Source organism: Streptomyces sp. V4I8 (assembly GCF_041261225.1).
In the GTDB taxonomy this organism is placed as follows: domain Bacteria; phylum Actinomycetota; class Actinomycetes; order Streptomycetales; family Streptomycetaceae; genus Streptomyces.
This window is the reverse complement of the sequence record NZ_JBGCCN010000006.1, coordinates 1-19,678: the sequence shown is the minus strand read 5'-3', so window position 1 is coordinate 19,678 and position 19,678 is coordinate 1. Positions and strand designations below refer to the sequence as shown.

The following is a 19,678-nucleotide window of genomic DNA, read 5'->3' as shown; positions in this document are numbered from 1 at the left end:
CGGCGCCCGCGCGGCCGGTTCGGGATACCGGAGTCACCGGCGGAAGCGCCCTCCGGCGGTGCGAGGCAGACCCCGAAACGTGGGCCCGCCGCGCCCGTTCGGTCTAGCGTGCACACGCTTCGATACGGGACCCCGGCGGGCTGGAGAGCGCGAGAGGGCGCCGCGCCTCTCGCAAGGGAAGCGGAACCTGGGACGAGGCGGTCACCAGAGGGTGTCTTGGCGGTCCCCGGACGGGTGGCCGGCGGCGATGGCGGCCGCGATGGCGGCGGGCTCCTTGCCGGGGGCGGCGGCCAGGATGGCGTCCCGGACGGCGACGGCCCGGCCAGCTGCGCCGCGCACGTCTGCGAGCGCGTGGCCGGTCAGCCCGCGGCGGGCCTGGAAGTCGACGATGTTCTGCAGGCGGTCACCGATCAGCCAGTGCTCGGGGTTCTGGCAGCTGGCTTCGTCGCACTTGTGTCGCACGATCGCGCCCGGCTGGAGGTCGGCGGCGCCGTGGTGGATCGCGTACCCGAGCACGTGGACGCTGACCACGCGGGAGGTGCCCGCCGGGCGGCTGCCCGCGCGGAGCTTGCCGTGGCCGGAGTCGCTGATGGCGCCGAGCCACCAGTGGCAGTCCGTGGGGCCGGGCCCGCGGTACACCCGGGCCTCGTACCGCTCGACGGTCGCCAGGTCGGCGGCCAGGGCCTGCCAGGGAACCGCGGGCGGCGCGGTCACGGCTCGACCCGGGCCGCGACGGGCTCGGCCGGCGCCTCGTCCTCACCGAGTTGCAGCACCAATTCCAGCTCGGGCTCCCGGGGCTGGAACGGCTGTGCGCACTTCCCGCACAGCACCGAACCCTCTTCCAGGAACGCCGGGGTGACCTGCATCCGGCGGGGGGTCGGCGTGCAGCCGCATTCCACGGGCGTGCGCTTCCCGGCCCGGCCGCGGCCGCCGCGCGGGCCGGGGTTCTCCGGGCTCTGCTGGTCCTGGTCCTGCTTGCCCTCGTCGTCCGCGGGCGCCTCGATCCTCGCGAGTGCGGCCGCGTCCAACTTCCGGATCTGGGACGCGTACCGGCCGACCGTGGCGGGCGTGATCAGGGACTCCGAGAAGCCAACGACCTTCTTCGCCTTCTTCGGCGGCTGCAGCCCGACCTCCTCGGCCAGGGCGGCGTACCTGCGGTTATGCCAGCGCCCCGCACACGAGGTGTCCCGGATGTCCCGCACTGCGGCGAGCGCGTGAGCCGACTCGTGCAGCATCGTCTCCACGATGGCCTCGCCGCCCTTGTCGATGGCCTCGCCGGAGATGAACAGCTCCGCCTTGCGCCCGGCGGCGGCCGCGTCCAGCCAGCGGTCCGCCGCGTGGTGGCCCAACGTCAGGCGGTTGCGGCTGCGCTTCTTCTGCCCGGTTCCAGTCACGATCACGACGTCTGGAACGTCGGGGTGGTGCTTTTGGATCGCGGCCCACGTCGATTCCAGGGCGGCGATGATCCGGGTCCCCTCCTGAGTCGCCATGCCTCAAATCGTAGCGTGCACACGCTATTTCGCGGGAGGGTTCGGCGACGGTTGGAACGGCGGCGGCCGCCGCTGGAATTCGCGTTCCAGCGGCGGCCGTGGGAGGGCTCGCGGTCAGTCGTCGTACGCGTCGGTGATCAGGTCCATGGCTCCGGTGCGCAACTCGTACCGGGCCCGCAGGAATGCGGCGGCCCGCTCGCGGTCGACGGCGGTCAGCCCGAAGTGCTCGTGCGCGGTGTCCAGCACGTCCTGGACGTCGACCCGCTCGCGGTCGCGCACCTGGTCTTCCAGGGACAGCTCCGGCATCCGGCGGGACAACGCGCGGCGGGCGGCGCTGATCGCGATATCCGCCGACTCCCGCAGCTGGGCGTCCAGATGGGCGGCGCCTCGCTCGACGGCCCGGCGCTCGCGCCGGCGCCGGAGGAATCCGGGGGTCACCACTGCCTCCTCGGCGTACGGGACGGCGTGCTGGCAGTACACCCCGGCCACAGCTCCGGTGCAACGACTTCGGCCAGTTCGGTGGCCGAACCGCGCCCTGGCTGGCGGGTCGCGGGACGGAACGGGTATCTCTACCAGTTCGAGAGGACGAACGGGTGGTGATGGGGAGTTGGCCCTGGTGGTGAGGTGGAGACGCCCGACAGTGCCTCTGTGGCTGAGACGGCCTCCGGTGCCCGGGTCCCGGCGCTCGCAGCGACAGCGGGCAGTCTCCGAACTGCGCGCCCAGGGCCGGTACGGTCCCGAACTCTGGGACGTGCTGCCCGGGTTCGTCGGGCTCGGCCTGGCCGTGCTGGCGCCCGTCCTGCTGCTCGCCTGGCTCTCTCGCATGTTCGGCGCGGTCGGCCTGGTGCTCGGCGTCGTCGGCCTGGCGGCCGCCGGGACCGCGGGCTGGCGCTGGCGCCGGACGATAGTCCGCCGGCGCGGTGGCCACTACACTCCGGCCGAACTCGCCCGGCTCGATGACCCCGCCCTGGTGGTGGCGGCCGCGCGGATGCTGCGCCGCGACGGCTGGCACGTCATCGACCTGACCGAGCACGGCCAGCCCCGCCTGTACGCCCGGGACCACCGGGGCCTCGAACTCGACGTCGCGTTCCGTCCGGTGGCGACGGCGGACGAGGACGAGGGCGTGCCCGGCGCCGCGCCCCTGCGGGAGGCGGGCCGATCCGGGGTCGACCGCCTCGTCCGGGTCGTCGTCCACCGCGGCAACTTCAGCCGCGCGGACGTGCGCTGGGCCTCCCGCCAGGGCGGCGTCCACCTCCTCGACGGTCACCAGCTGCAGCGCTGGGCGGGCGGCGCCTCCTTGGACGACCTCGGCCTTCCCTGCTGACGCTCCTTCGTGCTGTTGATCGCGGCGCGGGCGCCGCGGCGGCGGTAAAAGGATCTCCTTTCAGTGAAAGTTCTTGCTGACGTTCCCTCAGGATCAGTGCTCAGAGCAGAAGCAGAAGGAGTCACCGCACGGATAGCAACCGGGCCTGCCCTGGCATCGACAAGTCCGGCGCGCGTTGCAGGCGACCGGCTCCGTGTGGCGCTCGACAGCCGTGGCATCGGTCTCGTCGTAATCGCGCTTGCAGAAGGAGCAGTTCGTCATGGCCCGAGTGTGTCAGGTCTGGAATGTCCTGTGATTCCAAGGTGCCTCCGACCTGGCAGAGATCGAAAGCCTCCGCGGTAACGCAGGTCAAAGAGACCTTCGATTCGAAGGTCTCTTGGCGTAGAGCAACCCCGGCGCGGCCGCCACGGGCTGCTGGTCGGCGGCGGGCTCTGTCACGCGGAACGGGTAACAGTCCGCTGCGACTGTTACCCTCCTGACCTGCGGAAATTATAGAAACGGGCCCTCGGATGAGGGCCCGTTCTGCTGTGCGGGGCCAGTCGCCAATTGGCGACTGGCGGGGGAGTCCTGCTACTTCCTGCCTCGGGCGTTCTCCTCTGCCGTGCGGGCCCGGCCCTCCGCCTCACGGACCTTGTCCCGGGCCTCGTCCAGCTTGTCCCGCAGCTCGTCCACGCGGGTCTCCAGCGCGGTCACCCGGGCGCTGGCGCGCTCGGCGTCGTCCCGGGCCCGCTGCAGCTCGGTGTGCAGCTCGTCCCGGAGCTGGGCGGCGCTCTTCTCCACGGCGGCCACCCGTACCTCGGCGTCCCGCGCGGCCTGGCGGGCGTTCTCCTCCGCCGTGCGCACGCGGTCCTCGGCTTCGCGGACGCTGGTCCGCGCGTCCTCGACCTCCCGGACAGCGTCGGCCTTCACCTGCGCGGCCGCCTTCTGCTCCCGCTCGACGGTCGCCTTCATCTCCGTCACCTGGCGTTCGGCCTCGTTCTGCGCCCGGCCGGCGGTGGCCTCGGCGGTGGCCACGCGGTCGGCGGCGGCCGCCTCCACCTCCCGGATCTTCTCGGCGGTGTCGGTCTCCAGCTGCTCGCGGTGCTGGCGGGCCTCCTCGGTCACGCGCTCGACCTCGGCGCGGGCCTCCTCGACCTCGCGGGCCGCTTCCTCGCGGATGCGCGCCACCTCGGCCTCGAACCGGGTCCGGGCGTCGTCCAGCTCGGTCACGGCCTGCTCGGCTGCCTCCTCGGCGGCCGCCTTCGCACCCTCTGCTGCCTTCGTCGCCTGCTCGGCGGTGATGCGGCGGGCCCGCTCGGTCGACGCCTCGCGCTGGGCCTCCGAGATCCTCACGGTGGCGTCGTTGGTGACCGCGTGCATCTGCGCCTCGGCGGCTTCGGGGTCGGCGATGGTCTCCAGCTGCTCGACGTACCTCCCCAGGTCGCCGGTCAGTCGCTGCATCTGCGTGATGACCTCGCCCCGGAGGTCCACGGCGGTGGCGGCCGCCATCGACACGGGGCGGTCCAAGTCATCCGGCTCGGGACGGCCGGCGGTCTCAGCGGTCTTGCGGCGCTTGGCCCGGAACGCGGTCAGCGCGGTGTGGTCCTCCCGCTCGCAGTACTTCGGCGCCGGGCCCGGGGTGTTCGGGTCCTTGACCTCCGGCGGGTTATCGCACCCCGGGAACTGGCAGGTGGGCCGTACCTCGGTCTCGATGGTCTGGGGCTCGCTCATCCGGGTCTCCCGTCATCGTCTCGACACCCTCAGTGTATCACATTGCATTGCATCGCGTCGCATTCCATTGCGAGAGGATGAAATGAGATACAATGCAATAAATGGCGGGGGGAGATCGGGACTCCGGTCGCCGTGACCCGGTCGGCGGGGTGGTCGCCGCGAGTCGGCGGCCGCCGCGGCGGGCCTGGCCTCGGGTGACCTGGCGTGGTTCCAGAAACGGGCCCTCAACTGAGAGCGGAAAACAGGAAGCGCCGGCGTCCTCGCCCCCGCGACGAGTTCGCCGGACGAGGGGCCACCACGGCGGAGCGCCCACGACGGACCCGGCCACATCGCGGCAGCTGCTGCTCCCCCGCAACCACGACCGGACGGCGCGGTCTCCTCACGCGCCCGTCATGCGCGACGGCGGGAGTACGGCGAGCGGCCCAACTCCGGCGGGGTCGACGGCACTCCGGGACCTCGGTTCGCCATCCCTGCCCTCCCCGCTGGCCCTCTGCGACGCGCGCAACGGAGCCGCTGCAGTCGGGAGCGCACCCGCCCATGTAAACCGCTCAGGGTTGCCGCTCATGCTCTGACCTGCACTTCACCCCAACGCACTGCCCAGTGCGTACGCTGGGGGCATGACGACGCGCGATGACCTGTACCGCTTGGTCGACCAGCTCCGGCCGGAGTCGCTCGACGAGGCGGCCGCCGTGCTGCGTCAGTACGCGCCCGGGGACTCCGGCGAACCGCCGTACCCGGCCTCGGTCGGTGTGCTGACCGACGCGCCGGCGGACCTGTCCACACACGTTGACGACTACCTCGCCGAGGGCTTCGGCCGGTGACACAATCCGGCGGGTGATCGTCGTAGACACGGGCCCGCTGGTCGCTCTCGTCAGTCCACGCGACGCGGCGCACGCCGCGTGCCGGGCCTGGTTCGACGGACTTCCGACCCGCAGGGACCTGGTCGTGCCCGCCACCGTGGTGGCGGAAGCCTGCTACCTCATCGAACGGTTCGGGGGCGCTCCTGCCGAAGGGACATTCCTCGACGACCTGGCGGCCGGCGCGTACGGCACGGTCACGGGCCTGGTGCCGGAGGACCTGCAGCGCATGGGTGACCTGGTCCGTCAGTACGCCAGTCTGCCGCTCGGCGGCACCGACGCCTCGGTCGTCGCGGTCGCTGAGCGGGTCAAGACACTGCGCGTCGCCACGCTGGACAGGCGGCACTTCACCGTCGTCCGTACGCGGCGCGGGGAGGCGTTCACCCTCTACCCGGCGTGATGCGTGCCCCCGGTAGGCTCCCCGGGCCAAGGGGGGTGCCGTTAACGAGCGACGAACCAGGTGACAAGTAACCCGCCAGTAACCTTCGGATCGAAGAGCGGGGTCATCGCTGGACGGGATCCAAGGCCGCGGCGGCTTGCGCGTCGTGCTCGCGCAGCATCCGCATGACGGTGGCCGGAGCGGGGCGTTGCCCACGCTTCTTGCCTGTGCGGATGACCAAGCGGGAGGAGATCTCGCGCAAGGACAGGTGTTCCTCGTCGCGCAGTCGGAGCGCCGTGGCGAGCATGTCCTCGTCCGAGACCTTGACCCCGCCGATGGCCTTGCCCTTGGCGCGCGCGGTCTCCTGGCCTTCGAGGGTCTTCTCGCGGATGTAGTCGCGCTCCGACTCGGCCATGGCGGCGAAGAACGCGAACAGGGCGGCGCCGTGTCCGGCGGGGTCGTGCCTACCGGCCAGGGGGCCGGTGAGGAACTCCAGCTCGATCTCGGCATCGCGCAGTTCCTCGGCGACCTTGAGGAGTTCCAGGGCGCCGCGGCCGAGGCGTTTCATCTCATGCACGACGAGAGTGACCCTCGCGCCGAGCGAGCGGTACTCGCGGGCGGCGGCGAGGGCGGCCTTCATCTCCGGCCGTTCGCGCACGCGGGTGCTGATGCGCTCGTGGAACAGCCGGTGCACCCCGGAGGCTTCGAGGGCGGCGAGCTGGGACTGGATCTCCTGGGTGCAGGTCGAGACGCGGGCGTAGCCGAGGCGGACGTCCATCGCCGCCGGCACCGCTGCGCGGTTCACGGCCGGCAGGGCGCTCCAGAGCGCGCCGGGATGTCTAACGGCCGGGGTAGCGACGTGCAGTTCGGAGCGGAGCGCGGGGACGAGCTGGAAGCGGGCGGTGTGGTACTTGAGCGCGACCTTGCCCGCGGTGGTCCGGCACGGGGAGCCGGCCGGGGCGGTGCAGGTGGACATCGGGCATGGGTGGACCTCGACGAGTTTGTACGGATCGGGTTTCACACCCAGATCGTTTCAGGAGTGCGTTTCACGAGTCAAGAGGAAGGAAACGACCCGTGAAACATGGTGACCTGCGCGGACGTCCCGGCGGCGCGGTGTTGCAACAGGGACCACCTATGAAACGCAAGACACTGGATGATCACCAGCGGTGAGCGGGAGTCTCATCTCAGTGGCCATCTGTTCGATCTTCGCAAGTAGATGCTTGCAGTCGGCGACCGCGTCGTGTGGGCCACCAAGCGGCTGGTTGCGGTAGGTGCCGCGCTTGACCGACCACAATCCGCGCCACACTGCGTACGGCACCATCGCGTCTTCCCACCGGCAGCGGGCCAGCCACTTTTCCGCCGCCGCGGTATCGCCGTGATGGCGAACAAGCTCACGCTCGAAGACGCCGCGGTCGAAGTCCATGTTGTACGCGACCACGGTCCGCCCGTGCAGTACCTCGGTCAGCGCGGGCAGCAACTGGCCGAAGTCTGAGGCCGACGCCAGTTGCTCCAGGGTGATCCCATGCACCGCGACAGCGGCCGGCTCGATGACGGCGTCCGGTTGCACGTACTCGTTGAAGAGTACGGAGCCGTCTCGCCCGGCGGCGGCGATCTGCACCGCGAACGCGTTCTCCAGTCCCGTCGTCTCCACGTCGAGAGCGGTCAGTGTCTCGTCGGAGAGCAGGCGGCGGGCCCAGCGGGAAACCTGCTCGCGTTCGCGGGGCCAGGACGCCGGTCGGCGCAGGGCGCGGACCGCGTCGTCCAAGTAGCGGTGGGCCTCGCGGGTGCTCTGCACGTGCCACAGTGGTCGGCCGCCGTCCGGCTCCGCGCTCACCGTCCCCAGGTACGTTCCGTCCTCGTACGCCACCCACGTCGGGCGGTCGGTGTCCGCGGGCCGCACGAACTGCACCGGCTGCTCGTCGACGTCCCGAGTGAACAGGTCCTCCCACTGGGCCGGGTCCATGATGGTCACAGGCGCTCCCTTCTCCTCGACTGCCAGGTGGTCCGCACACGGTATCGGCCCGCCACCGCAAGGGCGTTGAGCCAAGACGGACAGCGGCCGCCGCCGCTCATTTCACCCGATCAGGGCGCGCTCGTTGTTACCCCTGGGGAGGAACCGCTGATGTTCCGCGAGTCCCCGGCCCGGCTGATCCATGCCCCAAGCGCGGGCAGCGTAGCCGCCGAGCTGAGGCGTAGTACGAGGCGGGTGCCTCGATCCAGACGCCGGTTGAGGAGAGCCGCCGCTCCTACGCCGGCGTGCACCGGCTTCAGGCGCCGGCCGCGACCCAGGCCCCGCCCACAAGCCTTCCTTCAGGTCCGGGTCACATGGACTGCGGGTGTTGCGGTACTTGTGCGAGTCGGCGCAGGAGAGCGAGGGCCGCGGGGCGTCCCGTGCCAGTGAGCGCGGTCGGTTGTCCGGAGCTGCGTTCACGGTGGAGGTAGCCCATTTCCTGGCCGGTGTGCAGCCATGGCCACAGGAGCCGCCGGGTGTCGTCGTGGGTGATAGGGGTTCCGTCGGCATGGCGCAGGGAGGCGGCGAGTACGTGGTGAACGGAGTGTTCGAGTTCATCGTGAGGCAGCGGGCCCGGCCACAGGGCACAGACCGCGGCTTCCGCCGTCTGGTGCTGGGCCCGGTCGGCGCCGAGCCAGGCGAGGACGGCAGTGTTCTGGCGGAGTTCGGGGTCGGTGAGGTGGGTACGGCCCGCGGCGCTGAGTTTTACGGTGCGGTGGCGTTTGGTCAGCAGTCTGTAGTGGCGGGCGATTTCGTGCAGGTTGGCGAGCTGGAACAGGTCGGCTTCGGAACGTGGGCCCTTCCCGATCGGGTACCAGTGCGGGTAACGCGCGAAGGCCTCGGCGACGAGTCGGCTTGGCAGGTACCCGGCCTGGGTGAGGGGCACGCCGTCACCGATCGCCTGCAGCAGCCAGCACAGTGGTTCGGCTGTGTCTGCGGGAGCCGGAAGGGGGCGGTCGAGCGCGGGGAGGATAGGGGCGAGCAGGTTCCGTCGTTCTGCCGGAGGCGCGGTCTGCCAGACATCACGTCGTTCTGCGCGGATGGCATCGAGCGGAGGGCGTCCATGGTGCGCCGGATGAGGTGTGGTCAGCCACTGCTCGGTCAGGTGGATCCGGGCGGCCCGGAAGCCACGCACGGCATGGTCGAGGTCGCCTGCGTCCAAAGCCCGTTCGAGGCGGATCGAGGCGTTTGCGTGGGCAATAGACTCGTGTGCTCCCATGACCTCGCCCCAGGCCAGTTCGGGGGTGTCGGGCGGGGTGGTGGGTGAGTCCGCCATGGCCTTGCGGCAGGCCGCGATGCCTTCCTGCGGGGAGTTGCGCCAGGAGCGCAGGACCCCCGCAGTGGTCTCCGTGGTGCATACAGCTGCGGGCCGGGGGCGTCCGGCCCAGGTCAGCAGCCGTGCCAGCGAGCGGAGGAGTTCTTGTTGTTCGGTCTGGTCGGCGTGCCACTTGCGGGGGAGTTCGTACCAGCAGAAACGCTCGACATCGGCTGTCGACAGCGAAGAGACGTCTTGCCCGTCCGGCACGAGCCAGTCCAGCAGCCGTGCCTCGCGATCGTCCGGCCTGTCCGGGGGCGCCCCGTCGCTTCCGGGGGCGGGGACCGATCCCATGGGGGTTCACCTCGCTCGTACGGCAGGCCTCAACAGATATGGACGGAAACCATCCAGACTGATCTTCTCACCTCATGGGACTCATCGAGTCTCGAGTCTCACTCACGCCCCGATGAGTCCCAGAAGGAGGGGTCGTGTCCCGCGACGTGGTGTAGGGGATCAAGCGCTACGCCTTCCGGTTCGAGGCTCATAGCGATCTATGCGGAGGCGGCAGCCCAAGAAGCGTGCTGATGAGGTGAGTTGGACACGGGAACGGGCTGAGCCATGTCCCTGGCCTGCGGGTTCCGGTGTCTTGATCCCCTACACCACGTCGCGGGACGCCATCCCCAGGAGGAGGGGCGGTCTGGGAGCGCCAGCAGCGCTGCGAGGGCCGTGGCGGGGTCAGGGTCGGGTGGGCCGATGGGCCACCAGGCGCTGTCCTGTTTCCCGTATGGATACCAGCGGCCGTCGCGGCCGTAGCGCAGTTGGCGATCGCGGCTGACAACGGTGAAGCGGTTGCGCCACGCGCGCAGCTGGGGAGGCCGTCCGTCCGCCCAGTCAGGGCGAATCGGACGTGACGCCCCGACCGTCGTAGGCCGACCTGCGGAAACGACCCCAGGGGCCGGCCGGCAGCCAACTCCTCCCCGGGGCCACGCCCCGCGCTGCCTGCGCCCCCGGGTGCAGCTGCCGGCCGAGACCTCCACCTCGCCCCGCACCCTGACCGGCCGCCACCGGCAATGGACCATACAGAGGACAAACCCCGTGATCCGCCCGTGTCAGAGCGCCCCGCCGGGGAACACCGGGTGATGATCAGACGGCAGCCGGTCCCAGAGCGCCTCCCTTCCCGGCAGGGGCGCCGCGCCCCCGCCCCGGCCCCTCCCCCCGCGGCCCGGAGGCGGGGGCAGGCTGCCCAGAACCGTTTCACGCAAGCTCGTTGAACGACACGTATCCGGCGTATCCGCGCCCATTCCCGCGGAACGCATCAGGTCCGCACGGCGGCCCCCTGCCTCGTACCCCCCGTGCGGACCTGATGCCACGACCAGCCACCAACCCACGGCGTCCATGCTGTCCCGTGTGGTATTCCCGGCCCAGGCTGCACGAGACCCGCGCCCAACCGGGAGAAGGACGCGGGTCTGTGGGCTGCCGCCACTGCACAGGGACCGGCATGCGGCAGCTGAAGACCCCCTCGGCAGCAGCGATGCCAAGTGACTTGGCCGGGCCTCCACGTGAGAAACGACCTGAAGGATCCCCCGTCACGCGGCCAGGCCGGAAACCTGAAGTCCTCCCAAGCAACAAGGCCAGGGGACTCCAGGAGCCCTGACAGGTGAGTCCCTGGACGGTGTGCGGCCGGTCAGCCACACCAGTGCCGAGACCCTGAAGATCTGCCGTCCAGCACCACGTCTGGCCGACGAGCTCACCAGACTGGGCCGCTACCCGCTGATCGTGGTGGACGAGGTCGGCTACATCCCCTTCGAGGCCGAAGCCGCGAACCTGTTCTTCCAACTCATCTCGAACAGATACGAACGCGCGTCCGTGATCGTCACCAGCAACAAGCCCTTCGGACGCTGGGGAGAGGTCTTCGGCGACGAGACCGTGGCCGCCGCCATGATCGACCGCCTCGTCCACCACGCCGAGGTCCACTCGTTCAAGGGCGATTCGTATCGCATGCGCGGCCGCGAACTCGGACGCATCCCCACCGACAACCAAGACGACTGAACACACACAACAGAAGACACCTGGGTCACTATTCACCCGCCCAAACTGGGTCACAGTTCACCCGCCGCCGACACACCGAACGGTGTCCACGTACCGAACCTCCAGTCGCTTCGGTCACTCCGCCAGCAACCCGCCACGGAATCCCCAACCGCTGCAGTACCAAACTCCCGCTTCACTGTTACGGGTGACCGGCGTCCAAGGAGAACCGCGCAGCCAGTGCGGCCTCGCTACCGTGCCGACCAGCGCGACAGCGCCCCGCCTACAGGGACATAAGGAGCGGGAGCAGTGCGCGCGGGAGGTCCCGGATGTCCTGGCCCCGGGCGCCCGGGCCGTACGAAGCGAGGCGTGTTCTTTGGGTACAGCCCCACCACCACTGACCATTGAAGTAATCGACGTTGCCTATGTGGTCCTGGTACTCACCACAGGCGAACTCGACATGGGTACCGCATCCCAACTCGCTGCAGTCCTTACCCCGCTGGAACCACGCCACTGCGAACTCGACCTGGCCCAGCTCTCCTTCATGGACTCCACCGGCCTCGCACTCCTGCTCACCCACCACCGCCACGCACAGGCCGCAGGGGGAAGCCTCCGCATCGTGCACCCCTCCCCCGCCGTAACACGAGTCCTCGAACTGACCGGAACCCGCGCCATCCTGCTCGCCGACCCCGGCCCTCCACACCCCTGACCCACCGTCGTCGCCCCCGCCACAACCCCGGCCCCCGGCCAGGATGGTGATTATCTTGAGCCGCCCGGAGGAGAGCGACCTTGCTGAACATCAAAGACGCCCTCCTCCGGGCGGCTCAAGATACCGGTCACCTATGAAACGACCGTAGTCAACCCGTCTGTGTACGGGTCGCCGGTGAACTACCCCGGCTGGATGGACACCGTCGCTGCCGCAGGCCACTACCTGTCACGATCCGACTACGCACTCGATCTGGCCAGCCGGGAACGCATCAGCACTGGGTGCCTCGAGGGGCGACGGGTCCAAGGAGCTTACGGTGGATTAGCCCGCTGAGAAGCGTGGGGGCGAGACCTCGGATACGCCGCAAGGTTGCTGTACCGCGCCCGGGAAAGCAGTAGAGCTGGCCGGAGCGGAGAGTTGCCTCGATGGCGTCGCACACCGTTTCGGGGGAGATCCCTGGGCGTGTTCCAACGATCTCTGGGTGGGTTCGGCGAAATCGTTCGGCCATCGGAGTCTCCACCATTTGTGGGCAGACGCATAGCACGCGCAGACCGGTGCCTCGGGTCTCTGCCGCCAGGACTTCGGCAAAGGAGGTGATGGCGGCTTCACGTCGGCACCCGAGCCGAGGCAGCGTTCCTGGCGGACCTGGGCCAGGGCCTGTACGGGCGGGTCGTCAACGTCAGCCCCTCGGACCTGGCACGGATGAGTGAGCTGGTCCTGCAGTACGAGAGCCTGCCGCTCGGCGGCACGGACGCCTGCGTCGTCGCGCTCGCCGAGCGGTACGACACTCCCCGGGTGGCGACGGTCGACCGGCGTCACTTCACCGTCGTCCAGCCCCGGCACACCCCCGCGTTCGATCTGTACCCGTGACGCTGTCGGCCAGCGCCTTCACTACGGCGCGGTAACAGTCAGCCGCCCTGTTGCTGACTCTGGCCTGCGGAAGTTCCAGAAATCGGCCCTCACATGAGGGCCCGAAACTAGAAGTCGGCGCCCAGGCCGGGGCCGAGCGGGCGCCGGCCTTCCCGGCCGTCTACATGTCGGTCGGAGCCTCAGATGAGGGATCGTCCCTTCGCCCAGCACCGAGGCTGCGCCGAGCGGTTGGCGGAGCGGGAGGCCGACCGCCGACCACGCCGCGGGCCCGCAACTCGCCGAGGTCCGGCAGACGGATGCCCGGCAGCGAGTCGAGAAGATCGGCCTGGGATGCGCGGATGCCCTGGGCAGAAGCCTCGGGGCCAGCGCCGAGCGAGCGGCGGGTAGTCACGTTGGTCATCGTACGACCGGGCCCCGAGCCTTGACCTCGTTGAGCAGCCATGCCGGTTGCGCGCGGTCACCTGCTCGCCGGCCGGTTGTTGAGAAGCGGCTGAAAGGCGTCGCTGCTCCCGTGAGGGGGATGGGCAGGATTGCCGCATGACATTTGGTTGGACGACCCCGCCATGGCTGCGGGCAGTGGACTCCACCTACATGGCCGCAACGATCAACGCCCCAAGAGGAAGCGGGTCGTGCGACCTGTCCGTCACGGGCGTGCGCGGGGACAACGCCACTGAGGCTCTAGCCGACCTGCTCATGGGGCCTGGCGGCGGCGGCGGCTTCATCGTGCACCAGACCCTCGTCGGCGTAGTCATCCGCACAGGAATCGACATCAGGTGGATGACTCAGCCGCCGATCGCGGTGGAGCGGAACTCACCACGCAACTGGGGGATCACCGTCGACCAAGAGGAGGGGGTGGAAGTGACGCTGTTCTCGGCCGACGACGTGCGTGAATTACACACGCGACTTCGAACCGAGTACCCGAAGTAGCTCGCGGTCCGGCTGCTCGGGGAAGTCACCCCGAGCAGTGCGTCCAACAACCGATCGGTTGTTGCACAACGGCGTTTGGGCGGGCCGACTGTCGAGCGGAAGGTGACACGGTGTTCAACAAGGGCGTGTCTCGTCTGGCTGTCCCCGCTGGCGATCCACGATGGGAGCATGGACCAAGTCAGTGCAGCCCAGCTCCTCGACCGCGTTCGTGAGGCTCGCGACTACGCCAGAGAGAAGGAGCGAGAGTCGTTCACTGCCCACGACTCGGCGGACAGCTCTTTTGAGGCCCTGGTGGCGACCATGGATGGGGCAATCCATCGTGTGGTCGCTGACGTACTGGACGTCGTACTGCACGAGCAACAGGACTCCTAGGGCCTGTCCGACGGGTCGGGTGACGTGCCTACCGGCGGATCGTTCCGCTCAGCGTGGGGCTGGGTGATCTTTCGGACGCGGAGTGGGCTCGGCTGGAGCCGCGCCTCCCGAAGAACGTGGGACGAGGCGGGCGCTGGAAAGATCACCGCTTGGTCATCAACGGCATACTCTTCCGCCAGCGGGAAATGAGACGGTGCATGACCGTCACAGGTGGTGGTCGGCGGATGCACGTGGGATCGGATCCTGCGGGCCGTTCAGGCTGACGCCGATGCGGAGGGACTGATTGACTGGGGCGTTGTGAGCGTGAACTCCGCGGTGTGCCGTGCTCACCAGCACGCAGCCGGGGACCGTCACCAGTCGGGCCGGATATCCGGGCGACGCGGCCGGCCCGCTAAGCGTCGGTTTGACGAGGCGGTGGGCCGCTCATACGGCGGGTTCTCCACCAAAATCCACCTGTCGAGTGAAGCGGGTGCCGCCCGTTGGCCATCCTGATTACGCCCGGACAGTGAGGTGACGCGCAGCAGTTGATGCCGGTCCTGGACCGTATCCGTGTCCCACGCGCGACGGGCGGACATCCACGGACCCGCCCGGATCACCTGTGCGGCGACAAAGCGTAGAGCTCCCGCCGGAACCGCCGTTACCTGCGGCGATGGCAGATCAGGCACACCATTCCCGAACGCGGGGACCAGCAGGCGAACCGCCTACGACGTCGCAGCCAAGGCAGTCGGCCCAGCAGCTTCGACAAGTCACGCTATGCCCGAAGGAACGAGGTCAAGCGACGGTCAACCAGCTCAAGGGCTTCCGCGCCGTAGCGACCTGCTTCGACAAGCGGGCTTACGTCTTTCACGGCACCGTACCCGTGGCCGCCGTCCGGCTCTGGCTCCGCTCGTGACCCGCCGGACAGCCCTTAGCGCGGCGACTGAGCCGCCCGCATCGACGGCCGGCGGCCCAGTCTGATTATCGCTCTCGTGGTGGGGTGGTGTTACCCGATGCAACCGGGGACGGGAGAGGGGCTGCCGGTGCAGTTGGTGGGGGTGTTGGCGGTCACCGAGGAGGTGTTGAGCGTCGCGGTGCCGGCGACGTAGTAGATGCCGCCGGGATTGATGGCGGCGGCGTTGCCGCTGACCACGCTGCTGGTGAGGGTGAGGGTTCCGTTGACGCTGGCGATACCGGCAGCCTGGTGAGCGGTGTTGTTCTTGACGTTGCTGCTGGTGAACGTCGCCGCTGCCGCACCGCCAGTGCTGTAGATGCCGCCGCCGGTACCGTCGGCGGCGTTGTTGGACAGCTCGCTGCCGGTGAGGGTGACCGCGCCGAAGTTGAGGATGCCGCCGCCGTTCGTGGCCGCGTGACCACCGCTGAGGGTGACTGCCTTGAGGGTGAGCCCGCCGGTGGTGCTGACCTGGGCGATGCGGAACGCGGACGCCCCGGCGCGGGTGATGGTGTTGGCGTTGCCCTCGAAGGTGATGGGCGTGGTGATGATCGGCAGCCCGGTGGGGCCGTTGACGCCGTCGTTGCCCTGGGCGGCGGTGAGGGTGTACGTACAGCCCGGGGTGAGGGTTACGGTCCCGCCGCCGGCGGCGTTGGCCGCGTTCACTGCGGTGATCAGTGATGCCTCGTCGCAGGCGACGGCCATCATCCGGGCCTGGGCGGTCGCGGGCAGGAGGGCGGTCGTGCCGGTGGCCAGAACAGCGGCCCCGGCAAGGGCGAGAAGGGCACGACGAAATCTCATGGAACCCCCTGGAAGTAGCTCGGCTGCCTCGCTGATGCGGGCACTGCGCCAATGCGCAGCGAGCTCAGACGTACCCTCTCAGCTGTAGGGGGATACGCAGGGAAGCCTTTCCCTTCATGCGGAAATACGTAGTAATGGTCAGCCGTTGGAAGGATTCTCAGCCCCTCGCTCTCGAATTCCAGACCGATCGCGCAGCATGAGCACGGGCACTCGTTCGCCTACGGTCCGGGCTACCGCCAGCCCACACCCACTTCCGGCCCATAACCCCGTCCGCCCTGACCCGCGGCTAGTCACGCCTGGCCACACAGTGCACCCGCCCCCAGGTGCCAGCACCCGCATCGACGGCAACTCAACGGCACCTCGCGTCTGAGTGCGTGACAAAATCCCCTCCCTGACGCAGCCTCACGCAAGGCCCTGTCTCCTTCGTCACCACCGAAACGGGCACCCCATAAGAAGATAAAAAGACTTACACCCCAAAAGCTCTGACATCTAGATTATCCATCGCACTCGCGTTAGCGTCAGATGATCCGGAATGGGGTGACGTGAAAACCCAACGGCCCCTGGTCGGGACGATGCGCACACTTCTCCCCGCTGCCCGGCTGACGGGCGGTGCGGGAAAATAGCGGCTGAGTTACCGGCCATCCGGGGAGCGTCAACTAACTGCGTTCCCAAGGGTGTTCGCGAGCCCGACTCCCGCCTCCTTCAAGGAGATTGCGTCATGACTGGAAAACGACTGCCTACCGCCCTTCTGGTTATGCGCGCCCTCGTCACCGCGGTGATGCTCACCGCGGTGCCCTCCGCGGCCCTGGCTGCGGGCGCGGCCCCGGCGGTCGCCGCCTGCTCCGGCACCAACGGCCTCAACGGCGCTGATGGCACGCCCACTCACCCGGCCGGCTGGCCCGGTACCGACGGTGGCAACGGCGCCCCCGGTTGCGCCGGCGGGAAGGGCGGCAACGGCGGAGCTGGATGGGGCGGCGGAGCAGGCGGTGCCGGCGGCAACGGTGGGGTCGGCGGCGCGGGCACGACAGGCTTCGGTGGAGCCGGTGGCAACGGCGGCAACTCCGGCCCGGACGGCGGGGCTGGCGGTGCCGGGGGCATCGGCGGAGCCGGCGGGGCCGGGAGTTCCTCCGGCAGCGCCGGCGCCATGGGTGGCGTCGGCGGACTCGGCGGCAACTCCACCGTCAGCACTGGCGGGGCCGGTGGTCACGGCGGGGCCGGCGGTGCGGCGACCGGCAGCAACAACAACGGCGGGGCCGGCGGAACAGGCGGCAACGGCGGCAACAGCGGCACAACTGGCACAGGCGGTGCCGGCGGAGCGGGCGGCAACGGCGGGGCGGCCACCGGCAACGGCATGATCGGACACTGCGGCAACGGCGGCAACGGCGGGCTCGGCGGCGTCGGCAACGGCGCACACGGCACCCCCGGCACCGGCAGCGGCACCTGCTGAAACAACCAACCCCAGCTCCACCGGGTACAGCAGCGTGTCCCTCGTGCGGGTGAGCTCGCAGCCGCACCGCCATGGCAGTGAAAGTGCCTTGAGGACGATAGGAGTTACCAACCTCAAGGAGCGTTCATGGGTCTGCCCATCGTTGGCGGCATGGTCGATAGCGTGATCGGCATCGTAACTGGCGCAGTGGCCGGCATTGCGCCGCAGGTTCTGGCCCTCTTGCATGGTCTGGGCGTGCCGGTGTGAGTGGCTTGGGCATGCCGTGACGGCTCGACGTCATTGAGCGAGGTCCTACTCCTACTCCGGAGTAGGACCCTGGCGTTTGAGCGGGCACCGGGGCCAACCCGCCTCCGGCACCCTGCCCCGGCGGTGACGCAGCGCAGAGCATTATGGAAAAGGTGTAGCTTCAGCCGAGCCCACTCCGCGACCGTAAGACGCGCCTCACACGGGACGGAAGGATCTGCTACCCGGCCTCGTGACTCGATCCGCCGCACATGGCCTTGAAATCATGCCGATATTGGGGCAGTTCGCCTCGATCGACATTCTCAGGCGAACCCGTGCAGGACAGGCACCGAAGCCAACATCGTCATGGGACTCCTTAGGACTGTCCGGCGGGTCATGAGCGGAGCCAGAGGCGAATGACAGCGACGGTCACAGTGCCGTGGAAGATGTACGCCCTCTTGTCGAATGGGGTGGCTACGGCGCGGAAGCCCTTGAGGGCGTTGATCGTTCGCTCGACTTCGTTGCGGCGCTTGTAGATCGTCTTGTCGAAGCCGGTGGGGCGGCCGCCCGCGCTGCCGCGGCGCCGGCGGTTGGCCCGCTGGTCCTTGCGCTCGGGGATGGTGTGCTTGATCTGCCGACGCCGCAGATAGCGGCGATTCCGGCGGGACGAGTACGCTTTGTCGCCACCCAGGTGATCGGGGCGCGTGCGCGGATGGCCGCCGCCCGGGCGCGGGACACGGATGCGTTCGAGGACCGGGATCAGTTGCGGGGCATCGCCCCACTGGCCTGGTGTGATGACGAACGCGAGCGGACGTCGGCCGCCCTCACCGGCCAGATGGATCTTGCACGTCAGCCCGCCACGGGAACGTCCCAGGGCCTCATCCGAACGATGCTGAACAGGTCGGCTGCGTCGTCCAGGGATACGTGGCGCGTCGGTACGAGCGCCCGCCGCGTGCTGGTGGGCGCGGCAGGAGGTCGAGTCCACGCTGACCATGCTCCAGTCGATCCGGCCTTCCATATCGGCATCGGCCTGGACGGCCCGCAGGATCCTTTCCCACGTGCCGTCCGCCGACCACCTGCGATGCCTGTCATGCACGGTCTTCCACTTCCCGAACCGTGCCGGCAGATCACGCCACGGGATACCAGTCCGCTGCCGGAAGAGAATGCCGTTGATCACCCTGCGATGGCTCTTCCAACGCCCGCCTCGCCCCGCGTTCTTCGGCAAGTGCGACTCCAGCCGAGCCCACTCCTGATCCGACAGATCACCCCGCCCCACACTGACCGGAACGATCTGCTTGCTGGCTGGTCACGCGACCCATCGGACAGGCCCTAGACGCTGCGCTGCCTGGGGTACAGAGTCGGCGGCTTGTCGGTCGAGTTGGCGAGCATCCGGCGGACGGTCTCGGGGTGCCAGCGCTCCCCGCGTTTGGGCCGGATGCCTTCTGCCTCCAGCACGGTGGCAATCTCGCGGAATGACAGTTCGTCCTCGTCGCGGAGCTGGCGAGCTCGGGCGCGGCCGGCCTGCTCTGCTTCCTCTTCGGCCAATTCCTTCTGGTGGGCCCGCCAGCCATACGGCGGGGCGCCGTAGGCGTATCCGCCCTGTTAAGCACGTCCGCCGATGGTGCCGCGAAGCCGGCCACCGGCTTGGGCGCACCATCTATCGCGACGAAGGACGCTCCGGAACTTTGGAGAGCGCCGAACGCCCCGGACTCGCCGACGCACTGACCGAGATCGAGGACGGCACCGCGGACGGCATCATCGCCCCGAACCTCGACAGATTCGCCCGCACCCTCGTCGTCCAGGAGGCCATCCTGGCTCAGATCTGGAAGCACGGCGGACGCGCCTTCACCGCGGACTCTGGGGAAGTCCACCCGGACGACCCGGACGACCCGATGCGCACCGCCATGCGCCAGATGATGGGCGTCTTTGCCCAGTTGGAGCGGTCGATGATCGCCGCCCGACTCCGTCACGGACGACGCGAGAAGGCCGAGTCAGGGAGGTGGACGCCGGGAAGGGCGTCGAGCAGGTCGGCCTGGGCGGCGCGGATGCCGTGCGCGGAAGCCTGGGGGCCGGTGCCAAGGGAGCGGCGGGCGTTCACGCTGATCATCGTAGGGGTGGCGCTACAGCTGCGGGGCCTTCCCGAAAACAACGTCGGCGTCGGTGGGTTCGGGTCCGTCCTGCTGCGTGAACTCGGTCAGCCGCCAACCCTGGGTTGTCCAGCGCAGGGTCAGTGACATGGTGATCCATCCGGTCTTGACCGGGATCGGGTCCGAGGCGTTCTTGGCCGTCAGGCCGAACAGGGTGGACGACCACACATCCACGGTGGCCGTGTCGCCGGTGTAACTGCGGACTGT

The 19,678-nt window shown here is 69.3% G+C and carries 19 protein-coding genes and 4 pseudogenes; 11 read left to right on the top strand and 12 right to left on the bottom strand.

The window, feature by feature from the left end:
• Window positions 1-201 precede the first annotated feature (201 nt).
• The 3 genes from ABIE67_RS50785 to ABIE67_RS50775 all read right to left on the bottom strand — a co-directional run bounded on the left by ABIE67_RS50785 (window position 202) and on the right by ABIE67_RS50775 (window position 1,928).
• A complete protein-coding gene (locus ABIE67_RS50785; protein ID WP_370271255.1) occupies window positions 202-714 on the bottom strand; it encodes a hypothetical protein in 513 nt (170 codons plus the stop codon).
• The gene (locus ABIE67_RS50780; protein ID WP_370271254.1) at window positions 711-1,490 is read right to left on the bottom strand and encodes a hypothetical protein; all 780 of its coding nucleotides are present in this window, start codon (window positions 1,488-1,490) and stop codon (window positions 711-713) included. Before ABIE67_RS50780 ends, ABIE67_RS50785 begins: the two co-directional genes overlap by 4 nt.
• Window positions 1,491-1,604: 114 nt before the next feature.
• Entirely contained in the window at window positions 1,605-1,928 is a 324-nt protein-coding gene (locus tag ABIE67_RS50775; RefSeq protein ID WP_370271253.1) for a hypothetical protein, read from the bottom strand.
• A gap of 229 nt (window positions 1,929-2,157) precedes the next feature.
• Here ABIE67_RS50775 and ABIE67_RS50770 point away from each other — a divergent pair, with 229 nt between their 5' ends.
• The gene (locus ABIE67_RS50770) at window positions 2,158-2,814 is read left to right on the top strand and encodes a hypothetical protein (protein ID WP_370271252.1); all 657 of its coding nucleotides are present in this window, start codon (window positions 2,158-2,160) and stop codon (window positions 2,812-2,814) included.
• 570 nt (window positions 2,815-3,384) lie between these two features.
• Here ABIE67_RS50770 and ABIE67_RS50765 read toward each other — a convergent pair.
• On the bottom strand, window positions 3,385-4,524 hold the full coding sequence (locus ABIE67_RS50765; RefSeq protein WP_370271251.1) for a hypothetical protein: 1,140 nt from the start codon (window positions 4,522-4,524) through the stop codon (window positions 3,385-3,387).
• A gap of 617 nt (window positions 4,525-5,141) precedes the next feature.
• On the opposite strand from ABIE67_RS50765, the gene ABIE67_RS50760 reads away from it, so the two are divergent.
• Both ABIE67_RS50760 and ABIE67_RS50755 read left to right on the top strand, forming a co-directional pair.
• Entirely contained in the window at window positions 5,142-5,345 is a 204-nt protein-coding gene (locus ABIE67_RS50760; protein WP_370271250.1) for a hypothetical protein, read from the top strand.
• A gap of 13 nt (window positions 5,346-5,358) precedes the next feature.
• Window positions 5,359-5,781 carry a type II toxin-antitoxin system VapC family toxin gene (locus tag ABIE67_RS50755; protein WP_370271249.1) on the top strand — a complete coding sequence of 141 codons (423 nt, stop codon included), beginning with the start codon at window positions 5,359-5,361 and terminating at the stop codon, window positions 5,779-5,781.
• 103 nt (window positions 5,782-5,884) lie between these two features.
• On the opposite strand, the gene ABIE67_RS50750 is transcribed toward ABIE67_RS50755, so the two are convergent.
• From ABIE67_RS50750 to ABIE67_RS50740, 3 genes are all read right to left on the bottom strand, one after another.
• Window positions 5,885-6,781 carry a recombinase family protein gene (locus tag ABIE67_RS50750; protein WP_370271248.1) on the bottom strand — a complete coding sequence of 299 codons (897 nt, stop codon included), beginning with the start codon at window positions 6,779-6,781 and terminating at the stop codon, window positions 5,885-5,887.
• Between the two features lie 111 nt (window positions 6,782-6,892).
• Window positions 6,893-7,723, bottom strand: a complete 831-nt coding sequence (locus tag ABIE67_RS50745; protein ID WP_370271280.1) for a 3'-5' exonuclease — start codon at window positions 7,721-7,723, stop codon at window positions 6,893-6,895.
• A gap of 358 nt (window positions 7,724-8,081) precedes the next feature.
• Window positions 8,082-9,380 (bottom strand): hypothetical protein, encoded by a 1,299-nt coding sequence (locus ABIE67_RS50740; protein ID WP_370271247.1) that lies wholly within the window; start codon window positions 9,378-9,380, stop codon window positions 8,082-8,084.
• A 1,320-nt stretch (window positions 9,381-10,700) separates the two neighbouring features.
• Here ABIE67_RS50740 and ABIE67_RS50735 point away from each other — a divergent pair.
• The 6 genes and pseudogenes from ABIE67_RS50735 to ABIE67_RS50710 all read left to right on the top strand — a co-directional run bounded on the left by ABIE67_RS50735 (window position 10,701) and on the right by ABIE67_RS50710 (window position 14,818).
• Complete coding sequence (locus tag ABIE67_RS50735; RefSeq protein WP_370271246.1) at window positions 10,701-11,075, top strand: ATP-binding protein; 375 nt, start codon at window positions 10,701-10,703, stop codon at window positions 11,073-11,075.
• Window positions 11,076-11,157: 82 nt separating this feature from the next.
• Entirely contained in the window at window positions 11,158-11,760 is a 603-nt protein-coding gene (locus ABIE67_RS50730) for an STAS domain-containing protein (RefSeq protein WP_370271245.1), read from the top strand.
• A 630-nt stretch (window positions 11,761-12,390) separates the two neighbouring features.
• A pseudogene (locus tag ABIE67_RS50725) lies at window positions 12,391-12,627 on the top strand (PIN domain-containing protein); the annotation flags it as partial.
• A gap of 576 nt (window positions 12,628-13,203) precedes the next feature.
• On the top strand, window positions 13,204-13,554 hold the full coding sequence (locus ABIE67_RS50720; protein WP_370271244.1) for a hypothetical protein: 351 nt from the start codon (window positions 13,204-13,206) through the stop codon (window positions 13,552-13,554).
• 168 nt (window positions 13,555-13,722) lie between these two features.
• Window positions 13,723-13,926 (top strand): hypothetical protein, encoded by a 204-nt coding sequence (locus tag ABIE67_RS50715; protein WP_370271243.1) that lies wholly within the window; start codon window positions 13,723-13,725, stop codon window positions 13,924-13,926.
• A gap of 53 nt (window positions 13,927-13,979) precedes the next feature.
• Window positions 13,980-14,818 (top strand): annotated as a pseudogene (locus ABIE67_RS50710) (IS5 family transposase).
• A gap of 90 nt (window positions 14,819-14,908) precedes the next feature.
• On the opposite strand, the gene ABIE67_RS50705 reads toward ABIE67_RS50710, so the two are convergent.
• Window positions 14,909-15,655, bottom strand: a complete 747-nt coding sequence (locus ABIE67_RS50705) for a hypothetical protein (RefSeq protein ID WP_370271242.1) — start codon at window positions 15,653-15,655, stop codon at window positions 14,909-14,911.
• Between the two features lie 718 nt (window positions 15,656-16,373).
• Between ABIE67_RS50705 and ABIE67_RS50700 the strand changes: the two genes are divergently transcribed.
• Window positions 16,374-17,102 (top strand): hypothetical protein, encoded by a 729-nt coding sequence (locus ABIE67_RS50700; protein WP_370271241.1) that lies wholly within the window; start codon window positions 16,374-16,376, stop codon window positions 17,100-17,102.
• A 616-nt stretch (window positions 17,103-17,718) separates the two neighbouring features.
• Here the strand turns inward: ABIE67_RS50700 and ABIE67_RS50695 are convergent.
• Together ABIE67_RS50695 and ABIE67_RS50690 are read right to left on the bottom strand one after the other, a co-directional pair.
• Entirely contained in the window at window positions 17,719-18,600 is an 882-nt protein-coding gene (locus ABIE67_RS50695) for an IS5 family transposase (protein WP_370271240.1), read from the bottom strand.
• Between the two features lie 53 nt (window positions 18,601-18,653).
• Window positions 18,654-18,869: a recombinase family protein gene (locus tag ABIE67_RS50690; protein WP_370271239.1), complete on the bottom strand. Its 216-nt coding sequence runs from the start codon at window positions 18,867-18,869 to the stop codon at window positions 18,654-18,656.
• Here ABIE67_RS50690 and ABIE67_RS50685 point away from each other — a divergent pair.
• Window positions 18,797-19,267: pseudogene (locus ABIE67_RS50685) on the top strand (recombinase family protein); the annotation flags it as partial. The gene ABIE67_RS50690 and the pseudogene ABIE67_RS50685 sit on opposite strands and share 73 nt — an antisense overlap.
• 23 nt (window positions 19,268-19,290) lie before the next feature.
• Here ABIE67_RS50685 and ABIE67_RS50680 read toward each other — a convergent pair.
• The gene (locus ABIE67_RS50680; protein WP_370271281.1) at window positions 19,291-19,422 is read right to left on the bottom strand and encodes a hypothetical protein; all 132 of its coding nucleotides are present in this window, start codon (window positions 19,420-19,422) and stop codon (window positions 19,291-19,293) included.
• 22 nt (window positions 19,423-19,444) lie between these two features.
• A pseudogene (locus ABIE67_RS50675) lies at window positions 19,445-19,678 on the bottom strand (hypothetical protein); the annotation flags it as partial.

Coding starts and splice junctions, on each gene's coding strand:
- ABIE67_RS50745 (WP_370271280.1), bottom strand. CDS start 7,723: ATGGACCCGGCCCAGTGGGAGGACCTGTTCACTCGGGACGTCGACGAG.
- ABIE67_RS50740 (WP_370271247.1), bottom strand. CDS start 9,380: ATGGGATCGGTCCCCGCCCCCGGAAGCGACGGGGCGCCCCCGGACAGG.
- ABIE67_RS50760 (WP_370271250.1), top strand. CDS start 5,142: ATGACGACGCGCGATGACCTGTACCGCTTGGTCGACCAGCTCCGGCCG.
- ABIE67_RS50700 (WP_370271241.1), top strand. CDS start 16,374: ATGACTGGAAAACGACTGCCTACCGCCCTTCTGGTTATGCGCGCCCTC.
- ABIE67_RS50765 (WP_370271251.1), bottom strand. CDS start 4,524: ATGAGCGAGCCCCAGACCATCGAGACCGAGGTACGGCCCACCTGCCAG.
- ABIE67_RS50715 (WP_370271243.1), top strand. CDS start 13,723: ATGGACCAAGTCAGTGCAGCCCAGCTCCTCGACCGCGTTCGTGAGGCT.
- ABIE67_RS50780 (WP_370271254.1), bottom strand. CDS start 1,490: ATGGCGACTCAGGAGGGGACCCGGATCATCGCCGCCCTGGAATCGACG.
- ABIE67_RS50705 (WP_370271242.1), bottom strand. CDS start 15,655: ATGAGATTTCGTCGTGCCCTTCTCGCCCTTGCCGGGGCCGCTGTTCTG.